Source organism: Brackiella oedipodis DSM 13743, from assembly GCF_000621025.1.
GTDB classification, from domain to species: Bacteria; Pseudomonadota; Gammaproteobacteria; order Burkholderiales; family Burkholderiaceae_B; genus Oligella; species Oligella oedipodis.
Genome location: NZ_KK211206.1, coordinates 449853 through 462613 on the forward strand (window position 1 = coordinate 449853; position 12761 = coordinate 462613).

Consider the following 12761-nt stretch of genomic DNA (forward strand, 5'->3'; position numbering starts at 1 on the left):
CTTAAATACTCCAGACAATTTTTATAAAATAAATAACGGCAACTAATAACCACGTGCCAGTTATTAACTGCATGAACAAACGTGTCATTGCAGCGGGAACATAGTCCATCCAAACATCACGGACGCCAATCCAAGCGTGGTAGCCCAAGGAGAAAAACACTAATGAAGCCGCGATTTGCCCTAATGGATAACCGCCTACCGTAAAGGTAAACATGGCTACCCAAGAATAATAATCATGAACGGTAAAGAGCGCCACGATTAAGAAAATCAAGGAATACACAGCCATGATGACGGCTGTGAGACGCTGCATAATGAAATCAATGGTGCCGTAATTTGCACCCACCACCATACGTTTGGTGCCAAATTGTTCTTTATTTTCCATTTAGAGTACCCCGAACAGTTTGATTGCAAACACGAGAGTCAAACATAAACTCGCACCAAAAACGATTTTTGCGGATAGACGCGCTTTGGGCTTATCGACACCCACATGCATATCTAGTACTAAGTACCGAATACCGGCACAGAAATGGTGCATAAAGCCCCAAATCAGTACTAATAAAAGCAGCTTTAAAAAGAACCCGCTGACACCCGCACCTAGCGCTTGGAAAGATTCCTCTGAACGCACACTTGCTGCAAAAAAAGGTACGAATACCAGCGGCATACAGAAGAACATTAATACACCGCTCACACGGTGCAAGATAGAAAGAATACCTGGCACCGGCAAACGATATTGCATAAGTTGAGATAGGCTCAGGTTGCGAAACTCGCGCCTAGCCTTTTTCTGACTTTCTGACATATTTGCCTCACGTTATTTACAAAAAATACCCAGCGGTTGCAATTAATTACAAAACCGCAAATTAAACACCCTCTAGTTTAAACCATTTCGATATACGTAATGATCCGTTAAGTACAAACCCCGTCTAAATTCTATGGGTTTGCCATTGTAGGTGTATGAAATACGGTCGACTTGGAGCAAGGGCGCTCCCTTTTCGATTTGTAACACTTGGGCAGCCTCTGAAGAAGCCGCCACCGCTGTTAAATGCTCGTCGGCCTTAAGCATACTGACGCCGTATTGGCTCTCGAAGAACACATACAAAGGACCGCGCAACTCTTGGAGACGTTCAAGGGTGAGGCCCTTGAAGATCGCTGCCGGGAGATAGATGTGCTCGAAAACAGTGGGAACACCATTAAACTCAATGACGCGCTTAATGGCGATAAGCTCTGTTAGGAGCTCAGCTTGGCTCATGGGCAAGATAGGTAACTCGAAATCTTGCGGCTTGCCTTGGGTACAGGACAAATAGCGACTACTCGTCTGAATAGGCCGCAAGGCCTCGTCACGGATGGTATCCTTGTGCGTAAAACGCAAGAAACGGTGGCGCACCTGTGCTTCGTGGTGTGTGGCCACATACGTGCCCTTGCCCTGGCGCCGAATCAAGACCGACGCCGCGGCTAATTCATCGATAGCCTTACGCACCGTGCCTTGGCTCACGCCAAATAAGCTACAAAGCTCTAATTCACTAGGAATCGGTTCACCAGGCTTCCATTCGCCAGACTGCAAGCGTTGTATAAGTAAATCCTTAATTTGCTTATACAAAGGCTTAAATGCTGCTGAAATAGAATTTGAATTTGCCTGAACCATGAGCCATGAACCATAGCCAATCAATAAAACCACCAGTTAAAAACATGACACAATACATAACATTAGTCACGACGACATAAATAGCATGACCCTAGTCACTACAACCCTAGTCACTACAACACGAGTCACTTTATTTTCACTTTAACTGGTCTAGATAACATCCTACATTATCCCATAATTTGTAGGATTTTGTAAAGTCTTATATAAGATATAAATTATAGGATCATTGACTAAAAGCATGCAATGATCTAATCTAATGGGGTTTAGATTTCATGGGCAGTAAAGCCTTTACTACCCCCATATACAACTAAAATAATGGAGATTTGTATGTCAAAAAAAGCGATTCGTGTGGCTGTCACAGGTGCGGCCGGCCAAATCGGTTATGCATGTTTATTTCGTATCGCCTCTGGTGAGATGCTCGGTAAAGATCAACCTGTGATCTTGCAACTACTTGAAATCCCAGACGAAAAAGCGCAAAACGCCCTCAAAGGCGTGATGATGGAACTTGACGACTGCGCCTTTCCACTTCTCGAAAAAATGACCGCCCACAGCGATCCAGAAGAAGCCTTCAAAGACGCCGAAATCGCCCTTTTGATTGGCTCTCGTCCGCGCACTAAAGGCATGGAGCGTGCTGACCTATTACAAGTCAACGCCAAAATCTTCACTGAGCAAGGCAAGGCGCTCAACAAAGTCGCCTCTCGTGACGTCAAAGTCCTCGTAGTCGGTAACCCTGCTAACACCAATGCCTACATTGCCATGAAGTCTGCACCAGATCTTCCGGCCAAAAACTTCACGGCTATGTTACGTCTAGATCATAACCGCGCCCTCACTCAAATCGCCCAAAAAGGCAATGTCGCGGTCAAAGACATCGAGCACTTTACTGTTTGGGGTAACCACTCTCCAACCATGTATCCAGACTATCGCTTTGCCACTGCCGATGGCAAAAAAGTTCAAGACCTTATCAACGACGATGACTGGAACAAAAACACCTTCATCCCGACCGTGGCTAAACGTGGTGCGGCCATTATTGAAGCCCGTGGTTCTTCTTCTGCCGCTTCTGCAGCCAATGCGGCGATTGACCACATCCGTGACTGGGTACTCGGTACCAATGGTCAATGGGTCACCATGGGTGTTCCTTCTGATGGTTCTTACGATATCCCAGAAGACATTATCTACGGTGTGCCTGTCACTTGCGAAAACGGTGAGTACAAACGCGTCGAAGGTCTAGAAATCGACGAATTCTCTCGCCAAAAAATGGACGCTACGCTACAGGAATTACTCGAAGAGCGTGACGGCGTGGCTGACTTACTTAAATAAGTGATCAGTTGCCCATCTGGGCAGAGAGGCCTAGCCGTCTCTGCCCTTGGCTCAGCTCAAGGTCGCAAGACCTCTATGTATCAATCATGACTCCCTGTGCTAGCCATTAGCATCAGGGAGTTATTTTTAAATAACTATAAAAACATTTGCAAAAAGGAGATTATTTATGGCTACTTTGCCAAGTGCTGGCGCCAGATTTCGTCAAGCGTTGATTCAAGAACAACCGCTACAAGTCATTGGTGCCATTAACGCTAACCATGCCCTACTGGCCAAACGCGCAGGCTATAAAGCCATTTATTTATCTGGCGGCGGTGTGGCCGCTGGTTCTTTGGGACTGCCCGATCTAGGGATCAATACCTTGGACGACGTCCTAACGGATATTCGCCGCATCACCGATGTATGTGATACACCGTTACTCGTCGATATCGATACAGGCTTTGGCGCTTCTGCCTTTAATATTGCACGCACCATTAAGAGCCTCATTAAATTTGGCGCTGCGGCTTGTCACATCGAGGATCAAGTCGGTGCCAAACGCTGTGGCCATCGTCCTGGCAAAGAAATTGTGAGCACCGAGGAAATGGTCGATCGTATCAAAGCAGCCGCCGATGCACGCACTGATCCTGATTTCTATTTGATCGCTCGTACCGATGCCATCCAGAGTTTCGGTGTCGAAGCCGCTCTTGAGCGTTCCCAAAAATGCCTAGAAGCCGGAGCCGATGCTATTTTTGTGGAGGCTGCTTATGACCTCGAGACTTACAAATTATTTTGTGATCAGCTCAACGCCCCTGTCCTCGCCAATATCACCGAGTTTGGTAAGACACCGTTATTTACCGTCGATGAACTCAAGTCTGTCGGGGTTGGCATCGTGCTTTATCCTCTCTCCGCCTTTAGAGCCATGAATAAGGCCGCTGAGACTGTGTATGAAGCCATCCGCCGCGATGGTCACCAAAAAAATGTGTTAGACATGATGCAAACGCGTGATGAACTTTATGATCGCATTGGTTATCATCAATACGAGCAAGCGCTAGACGCTTTATTCAAAAAAAACAAAGCTTAAGTTTTTATATTAATACCAAAAAGGAGACATTATGACGCAAGCTACAGAAAACAACGCCCCTAAAAAAGGCAAAAAGTCCGTTGCCCTCTCTGGTGTAGCAGCGGGCAATACGGCCCTTTGTTCTGTCGGTAAACACGGCAACGACCTGCATTATCGTGGCTACGACATTCTTGACTTAGCCGCTAAGTGTGAATTTGAAGAAGTCGCACACTTATTGATTCATGGCCGCTTGCCTAATCAAACAGAACTCAAGGCTTACAAAAATAAACTACGCAAAATGCGTGGCTTACCAGCCAACCTCATTACCGTCCTCGAAGCCCTGCCTGCGGCCAGTCATCCCATGGATGTGATGCGCACGGCAGTGTCTGTGCTCGGCTCGGTCTTGCCCGAAAAAGAGGATCATAACAAGGCTGATGCGCGCGAGATCGCCGATCGATTGATCGCCAGCCTCAGTTCCGCGCTTTTGTACTGGTACCACTTTAGTCATCATGGTCGTTTTATTGATGTCGAAACCGATGACGACAGTATTGGCGGGCATTTCTTAAACTTGCTCCATGATCAAGCGCCTACTGAGGAACAAGTGCAAGCCATGCACACCTCCTTGATCCTCTATGCTGAGCACGAATTTAATGCCTCGACCTTTACGGCACGCGTCATTACCGGTACCGGTTCTGATTTTTATTCAGCGATTGCAGGCGCCATTGGGGCGTTACGCGGTCCTAAACACGGTGGCGCTAACGAATACGCCTTCGAGGTCCAAAAACGCTATGACAATCCTGACCAAGCCGAAGCCGATATTCGTGAACGCATTGCCAATAAAGAGGTCATTTTAGGCTTTGGTCACCCTGTCTATACCACCTCTGACCCTCGCAACAAAGTCATTAAGGCCGTGGCCGAAAAACTCTCTACATCCGCGGGCAGCACCAAGATGTACGACATCGCCGAGAGAATTGAATCAACCATGTGGGACAGCAAAAAAATGTTCCCTAACTTAGATTGGTTCTCTGCTGTGGCCTACCATATGCTTGGTGTGCCTACAGATATGTTCACGCCTTTATTCGTCTTGGCACGTACCGCAGGTTGGGCGGCGCATATTATTGAGCAGCGTGAGGACAAAAAAATCATCCGTCCGGCGGCCAACTATGTGGGCCCTGATGACCGTGAATTTGTGCCTATCGAGCAACGCTAATCCCTAGCGATCAACGTCATTCATAAGATATATAACTTTAATTTATAACGATAAACCCTTGTAAAACTTAATCATTATCGTTTTACAAGGGTTATTTTTGTGTAAGAATATAGGATTAACTACTACTTAATGGAGAGGCATTTGTCAGGTTATTAATGCCAGGTTTTTAATCATTGCATACGCAAAGGAGGACGTTTTGTTGATTAAACACTTACCCGAACACCATGAATTTGTCGCCACTGTCAATGGCATAGAGAGCCATATTAGTTATTCCATCGAGGATCGCACGTTTAATTTATTGCATACAATCGTGCCCTATGAAATCAGCGGTCATGGCATTGCCGGCGAGATAACAAAACACGTCATTGACTGGGCCAAGGCCAGAGAATACAAGGTTAACCCCGTTTGCTCTTATACCAAGGATTATCTCAAAAAGCATCCGGAGTTACTCTAAGTACTTGCCCCCTCTTTAAGCGCTGATCAGAGTCCGACTTATTTGGACTGATCAGATCCTGGCTCGCCCTGTACGTGGTCATTGCCTAATTGGGGCACCAAGCTATCTGCACCATGACTCAATAAACCTGTTTTGCTATAAAGACCCAATTTAGCGCGGGTATCCGTAATATCTAAGTTACGCATCGTGAGCTGACCAATCCTATCGGCTGGTGTAAAGGCGGCATTCTCTACCTTTTCCATACTGAGACGCTCTGGCGCATAGGTTAAATTCTCGGACACGGTATTCAAAATAGAATAATCATTACCCCGTCGTAATTCTAAAGTGACCTCACCGGTAATGGCTTTGGCCACCCAACGCTGTGCAGTTTCTCGCAACATCAAGGCTTGCGAGTCGAACCAACGCCCCTGATACAACAAACGACCCAAGCGTAAACCATTGATACGGTACTGCTCGATCGTATCTTCATTGTGAATCCCCGTGACTAAACGTTCATAGGCAATATGCAATAACGCCATCCCTGGTGCCTCATAAATGCCACGAGATTTGGCTTCGATAATGCGGTTTTCAATTTGGTCAGTCATCCCTAAACCGTGACGACCGCCGATCCGATTGGCTTCTAAAAATAGGCTGACAGCATCATCAAATTCCTGACCATTTAAGGCAACAGGCACTCCCTCTTGGAAGCGAATGCTAAATTCCTCGGCTTCGATTTGTACATTGGGATCCCAGAACGCCACGCCCATAATAGGTTTGACGATTTTGTGACTGGTTTGTAAATACTCTAAATCTTTGGCCTCGTGCGTCGCACCCAACATATTGGAGTCGGTGCTATAGGCTTTCTCGACTGACATTTTGTAGTTAAAGCCATTGGCAATCAAGAATTCACTCATTTCATGGCGGCCACCTAACTCATCAATAAATAATTGATCAAGCCACGGTTTGTAGATTTTTAGATGCGGATTAGTCAGTAATCCATAACGATAAAAGCGCTCAATATCATTGCCTTTGTAGGTCGAGCCATCGCCCCAAATATGCACATCATCCGCTTGCATGGCCGCCACTAACATGGTGCCAGTGACGGCACGTCCCAATGGCGTGGTATTAAAGTATGGCATGCCGCCAGTCGTGACGTGAAAGGCGCCCGCTTGAATCGCGGCAATGCCCTCGTGTACCAATTGCTGGCGACAGTCCACTAAGCGCGCTTCTTCGGCCCCATAGGCTTTGGCTTTTTTGGGGATGGCATCGTAATCGTCTTCGTCGGGCTGCCCTAGATTAGCGGTATAGGCATAAGGTTGTACGCCTTTTTGTTTCATCCACAGCAGAGCGGCAGACGTATCGAGTCCGCCTGAAAAAGCGATACCCACTTTTTGGCCGACAGGAAGTTTTTGGAGGATGGTGGCGTTATTGTCTGACATTGTTGCACCTCGAGTTGTTTATCAAAATCTATATATTAAAGCAAAGACCCTTGTGCAGGGACAAGGGTCTTAGGGTTGATACATAAAGCGATTAGTTCTTAACGCTAAAATTGAGTTTTTTGGTGTCAGCCTCGCGGCCCTCTGGATTAGGGGCAGAAAGAGAAGAACGTGAATCAATCGTTTCGACGATTTTAGCGACGTTGGTCGGCTCTTCAGGTTTGAGAGCAATATGTAATTGCTTTTTGTCCCCTTTGGCGAAGGCATAAATGGCTTGGCATTTGTCCTTAGCGTCTGCAAACGATCCGGCTAATTGCTGCTCGCACGTGGCTTGGCCTTGCTCGATGTCTTGCGCTTCGAGTGGTCGAGTATCATGCAAGTGTTTGATAAAACCCGTATCTTCGATAGAGAGTTTTAAATCACTTAAATCAATTTCGGGTGCCAAAAATAGCCCTAAAAAGACTAAGCTTTCTGGACTACGTAGTCTTTTGGCATCATGTCCCAGTGCTTGCATAGCTTTTTCGGAAATGTTTAAGTCATAACTAAAATCAATATTCGCTAAATCCTCTTGTTTGAGGGCTAGATCCAAACTAAAGCGATTGTCTTTTTGGTGACTCTTAATACGTAAGTTCTCTATCGGTTTAAGGTCAGTATAACCGTAGGAGGCTAAGTCCTTTTGGAACATACTGGCCAATAGCGGATTGCGGCCCTCAGAGGTATGGACATTGAGCAATTCCACATCGAAGTCTGAACTATGTTCACCATCATCAACATCATGGATTAACACCTTATCGGCCACTAAACGCTCGGCGTCTTGCTGACCGATTTCTAGACCTGTGATTTCTTTGTGTCCCAAAATAGTGGCCTTTTGGTCCTTCCAGTGCACTGTATCCTCGAGGTCATTTTTAGCGAGCTGCTCATGGATTTTTTGTGGAAAGACTTTTTCGGATAGATACCAATTACCCCCAAAATAGGCAATTAATAAGAGCACCACGATGGCTATTGCGGCCAGTGGCAATGCTTTTGATTTTTGTGCCATGCTTTTTTCTCCTTTTTCAAACATGTTTTTTTTATTCTACATGAATAAAACCATTAGAAAAGCGCTACTTAAGATTAAAAATAAGGTTCTTCAGCGAGCGGTTTAACACATTAATTTTTTAAAAAAACACAATAAATCAAGCCTCTATAGAATGAATGAGACCTATTAACTAAGACTGCATACTGATATGGTTGGGTAAGTCTTATATAAGATACATGACTTAAATACATGCTATAATCGTAAGGATTTATTTTTGATTTAAGTTGGATCGATTTAATGCACCATCGTGCTTGGATCCCAGCTTAATTCGCTACCCCTAATAGGAGATATCATGTCGCTAGAGAATACGCTTCAAACGCTCAAGCTATCTGATAAAGAAGCCAAGTTCCATTCGCTTCCTGAATTAGGTAAGGCACTTAATATCGATGTCGCCCGTTTACCTGTTTCTATCAGAATCGTACTTGAGTCCGTACTTCGCAACTGTGATGGCAAAAAAATCACCGAAGACAATGTCAAACAAGTGGCCAGCTGGAACCCAACGGCCAAACGTACCGAAGAGATTCCATTTGTGGTTTCTCGTGTAGTCTTACAAGACTTCACCGGTGTCCCTTTATTAGTTGACTTAGCCGCTATGCGCTCTGTGGCTGATCGTACTCACAAAGATCCAAAAAACATCGAGCCACTCGTACCGGTTGACCTCGTCGTTGACCACTCTGTCATGATTGACTACTTCGGCAAAGAAGAAGCGCTTGACCTCAATATGAAAGTCGAATTCGAGCGCAATCATGAACGCTACAAATTCGTCAAATGGGGTACACAAGCTTTCGACACCTTCAAAGTCGTGCCTCCTGGCTTTGGTATTGTGCACCAAGTGAACCTCGAATATTTAGCCCGAGGTGTACACTGTTCCAAAGACAACGTCTTATATCCAGATACCTTAGTGGGTACGGATAGCCACACCACCATGATTAATGGTATTGGCGTTGTGGGTTGGGGTGTCGGTGGTATTGAGGCCGAAGCCGCTATGCTTGGTCAACCCGTATATATCTTGACACCAGACGTCGTCGGTGTTGAATTGACTGGCAAACTCAACGAAGGCGTGACTGCTACTGACTTGGTCCTCACCATTACTGAATTGCTTCGCAAAGAAAAAGTGGTAGGCAAATTCGTCGAGTTCTGTGGTCCAGGTACGGCTAGTCTCACCGTGACCGACCGTGCCACTATTGCTAATATGGCTCCAGAATACGGTGCCACGATGGGCTTTTTCCCAGTTGACGAAAAAACCGTTGACTACTTTAAAAACACGGGTCGTACCGCCCAAGAAATCGAAGCCTTCGAACAATACTTCAAAGCCCAAGAACTCTTTGGTATCCCAGAAGCCAAAGACGTTGACTACACCAAATTGGTTAAATTAGACCTATCTACGGTGGTTCCTTCTGTCGCGGGTCCAAAACGCCCACAAGATCGGATTGCGGTACCAAGCGTCAAATCAACGTTCGATACCCTCTTTACCAAACCCGGCAAAGAAGACGGTTTCAACAAAAAAGCCGAAGAGCTCGATAAAGAAGTCACCATGGACAATGGCGACAAGCTCAAAAACGGTGACGTGCTGATCGCGGCTATTACCTCTTGTACCAATACCTCTAACCCGAGCGTGCTCTTAGCGGCGGGTCTCGTTGCCAAAAAAGCGGTTGAACTCGGTCTTACCGTCAATAGCAACGTCAAGACTTCTTTGGCTCCGGGCTCCCGTATTGTGACCGAGTACCTCAACAAAACAGGCTTACTCGATTACCTCGAAAAACTCGGCTTTGATGTCGCGGCTTATGGTTGTACTACCTGTATTGGTAACGCCGGTGATATCAAACCAGAACAAAACAAAGCCATCACCGACAACAATCTCATTTGCTGTGCCGTCTTGTCTGGTAACCGTAACTTTGAGGCGCGGATCCACCCTAACCTCAAAGCGAACTTCTTGGCATCCCCACCATTAGTCGTGGCTTATGCCCTTGCCGGTACCATGCGTATTGATCTTTCTAAAGATCCAATCGGCAAAGGAGCAGACGGTCAAGACGTTTACCTCAAAGACATCTGGCCAAACAGCGATGAAGTGCAAGCACTTATGTCTGCTGCCATGGTGCCTGATACTTTCCGCAATAACTATGCGCAAGTCCAAAACAACCCTGGCGAATTATGGGAAAAAATTCAAGGTACGACCGGTAATGTCTACGACTGGCCAGAATCTACCTACATTGCTGAGCCACCTTTCTTTGAAGACTTCTCAGAAACCTTGCCAGAGCGTTCCCAAGTCCAAGGCGCTCGTGCCCTAGCCATCTTTGGTAATTCAGTCACGACTGACCACATCTCTCCTGCCGGTAGCATCAAAGAAGACTCTCCAGCAGGTAAATGGCTCAAAGCGCATAACGTGGCCAAATCTGACTTCAACAGCTACGGTTCTCGCCGTGGTAACCACGAAGTTATGATGCGCGGTACGTTTGCCAACGTTCGTATTAAGAACTTAATGGTTCCGCCAAATCCAGATGGTAGTTTGTTCGAAGGCGGCGATACCTTGTATCAACCGGATGGCGAGCAAATGTCTATTTACGATGCAGCCATGAAATACCAAGAAGCCGGTATTCCTAACATCGTCTTTGGTGGTGAAGAATACGGTACCGGTTCATCACGTGACTGGGCTGCTAAGGGTACGCAATTGCTCAACGTTAAAGCCGTGATTACGCGCAGCTACGAACGTATTCACCGTAGTAACTTAGTCGGTATGGGTGTCTTACCGTTGCAATTTACGGGCGATGACAGCGTCCAAAGCCTCAACATCACTGGTAAAGAAACCTTTGATCTTAAAGGCTTAGAAGGCGATATCAAGCCACAACAAAATGTCACCTTGGTGATCCACCGCGAAGACGGTTCGACTGATGAAGCGCAATTATTGCTTCGTATCGATACGCCTATCGAAGTCGATTACTACTTACACGGCGGTATCTTGCCATTCGTGTTACGTGACTTATTAGCTAAATAAGCCCTTAGACTTTTTATCAAGTCTTAGTAGACCCATAAGAAATTGTTTGATAACAAAGACTTATGGGTCTTTTTATGTCCATGACTAGCAGCAGTAGGCTATACTTAAGAGTGTTTAACACTATGCTTATTCGCGCCTATGAGTTGCAAAAAAGTCAGTCCCATCGCCAGTGCCAGTGCGTTGGCCACTCATCCCGATAGTCAGTACACACTCCATCACTGCCCCTGCAAACACCCGCTGCACTCCCCCAAAAGCGTCGATATCTTTTGTCGAGTGATCGATAATTACGGCGATATTGGTGTCGCCTGGCGTCTGGCCAAGAATCTAGCAGCGGCGCTGCATCATCCAAGTACACAAAGTGCTGACACTGAAGCTGATAATGATACTGACGCTGAAACTAACGCAACCTCTACGAAGCCAAGGGTGCGATTGTGGGTCGATGATTTGCAGCGTTTTGCCAAGATCGAAGCCCAGGTTAATCCTTGTAAGACCCAGCAAACGTTGACCATTTATGCTGACTACGCCGACAGATTAAGTCTCTGTCAACGTGCTGAAGACGAACCGGAGAAAATAAGCATTGAGGTGAGACAGTGGCCAGCACTGATGCACGAGCAGGATTTTGCCAAAAGCGCTGAACTGGTCATAGAAACCTTTGGCTGTGACCTGCCTGCAGCCTACTTAGCGGCGATGCCACAAAACACCCAATGTTGGCTCAATCTGGAGTATCTCAGCGCCGAAGATTGGATCGATGGTTTTCATCAACAACCCTCTTTGCAAAGCAATGGTGTGCCCAAGTATTTTTATTTCCCGGGGTTTAGCACACGCAGTGGGGGCTTATTACGAGAAGATAGCCTACTCAGTAGTTTGGCGCGTTTTACGGCCAATCCACAAGCGCAGTATGACTTTTTGAGTCGCATTATGACGGGTGACTGTGCCAAATTAATCAGTCATCAGCAAGCCCGTTTAATTAATGTCTTTTGTTATCCACATGCACCCCTACAAGCCTTAATCGCCAGTTTAAAGGCACTTGCCGAGAGCCAGCAGCGCTTTATCTTGGCAGCCGCACCGGGTGTGGCACCCAATTTAGAAGCCCTGGTTGGCAATCAGCAGCCGCAGCTACGCGTGCAACGTGTACCCTTCTTGCCGCAAGCACAGTTTGATTTATTGTTGAGTTTGGGCGACTTGAACCTGGTGCGCGGTGAAGATAGTCTGGTGCGTGCGCATTGGATGGGCAAACCCTTTGTGTGGCATATTTACCAACAAACTGAGCAAACCCATATCACGAAATTGCAGGCTTGGCTCAAGGTGATTGGCGCCGATACTCAGTACCAAGAACTCACCTTGTTGTGGAACCAAATCGGTGCTAAGAGTCATGATCATGAAGCCCTGCTGACCCTACAAGCTTACTTTACCGCGTGGTTGCAACCGCAAGCCTATGAGCAAGCCTGCTTCTTTTATCAGACGCTACGGGATGACTTAGCTCAACACGCAAGTTTGTCAGCACAAATCTTGGATTTTTATCATCAATGCGGCCAAAACAGTTAAAATATTGGCTTTAATCTTTGAATGGTCCGCGGACGTGTGTGTCCCGGTCACACGCAATATCAGACGGAGTAAAAC

11 protein-coding genes are annotated in these 12761 nt (G+C 46.4%); 6 read left to right on the top strand and 5 right to left on the bottom strand.

The window, feature by feature from the left end:
• Position 1 precedes the first annotated feature (1 nt).
• The 3 genes from sdhD to Q335_RS0108500 form a co-directional block, all read right to left on the bottom strand.
• Positions 2 to 382, bottom strand: coding sequence for a succinate dehydrogenase, hydrophobic membrane anchor protein (gene sdhD / locus Q335_RS0108490; RefSeq protein WP_028358252.1), 381 nt, complete (start codon positions 380 to 382; stop codon positions 2 to 4).
• A complete protein-coding gene (gene sdhC, locus Q335_RS0108495; RefSeq protein ID WP_028358253.1) occupies positions 383 to 796 on the bottom strand; it encodes a succinate dehydrogenase, cytochrome b556 subunit in 414 nt (137 codons plus the stop codon).
• Positions 797 to 868: 72 nt separating this feature from the next.
• Positions 869 to 1639: a GntR family transcriptional regulator gene (locus Q335_RS0108500; RefSeq protein ID WP_028358254.1), complete on the bottom strand. Its 771-nt coding sequence runs from the start codon at positions 1637 to 1639 to the stop codon at positions 869 to 871.
• 327 nt (positions 1640 to 1966) lie between these two features.
• Between Q335_RS0108500 and Q335_RS0108505 the strand changes: the two genes are divergently transcribed.
• The 4 genes from Q335_RS0108505 (at position 1967) to Q335_RS0108520 (ending at position 5656) form a co-directional block, all read left to right on the top strand.
• Entirely contained in the window at positions 1967 to 2956 is a 990-nt protein-coding gene (locus tag Q335_RS0108505) for a malate dehydrogenase (RefSeq protein ID WP_028358255.1), read from the top strand.
• Positions 2957 to 3122: 166 nt separating this feature from the next.
• Positions 3123 to 4013 carry a methylisocitrate lyase gene (gene prpB / locus Q335_RS0108510; RefSeq protein WP_028358256.1) on the top strand — a complete coding sequence of 297 codons (891 nt, stop codon included), beginning with the start codon at positions 3123 to 3125 and terminating at the stop codon, positions 4011 to 4013.
• Positions 4014 to 4044: 31 nt separating this feature from the next.
• The gene (gene prpC / locus Q335_RS0108515) at positions 4045 to 5202 is read left to right on the top strand and encodes a bifunctional 2-methylcitrate synthase/citrate synthase (protein ID WP_028358257.1); all 1158 of its coding nucleotides are present in this window, start codon (positions 4045 to 4047) and stop codon (positions 5200 to 5202) included.
• Positions 5203 to 5398: 196 nt separating this feature from the next.
• Positions 5399 to 5656, top strand: coding sequence for a GNAT family N-acetyltransferase (locus tag Q335_RS0108520; protein ID WP_028358258.1), 258 nt, complete (start codon positions 5399 to 5401; stop codon positions 5654 to 5656).
• 38 nt (positions 5657 to 5694) lie between these two features.
• Here Q335_RS0108520 and argG read toward each other — a convergent pair whose 3' ends face one another.
• Positions 5695 to 7074 carry an argininosuccinate synthase gene (gene argG, locus Q335_RS09890; RefSeq protein WP_051532419.1) on the bottom strand — a complete coding sequence of 460 codons (1380 nt, stop codon included), beginning with the start codon at positions 7072 to 7074 and terminating at the stop codon, positions 5695 to 5697.
• 91 nt (positions 7075 to 7165) lie between these two features.
• Positions 7166 to 8110 carry a hypothetical protein gene (locus tag Q335_RS0108530; protein WP_028358259.1) on the bottom strand — a complete coding sequence of 315 codons (945 nt, stop codon included), beginning with the start codon at positions 8108 to 8110 and terminating at the stop codon, positions 7166 to 7168.
• A 331-nt stretch (positions 8111 to 8441) separates the two neighbouring features.
• Between Q335_RS0108530 and acnA the strand changes: the two genes are divergently transcribed.
• Positions 8442 to 11141 (top strand): aconitate hydratase AcnA, encoded by a 2700-nt coding sequence (gene acnA / locus Q335_RS0108535; RefSeq protein ID WP_028358260.1) that lies wholly within the window; start codon positions 8442 to 8444, stop codon positions 11139 to 11141.
• 138 nt (positions 11142 to 11279) lie between these two features.
• Complete coding sequence (locus Q335_RS0108540; protein ID WP_051532420.1) at positions 11280 to 12686, top strand: elongation factor P maturation arginine rhamnosyltransferase EarP; 1407 nt, start codon at positions 11280 to 11282, stop codon at positions 12684 to 12686.
• Positions 12687 to 12761 lie beyond the last annotated feature (75 nt).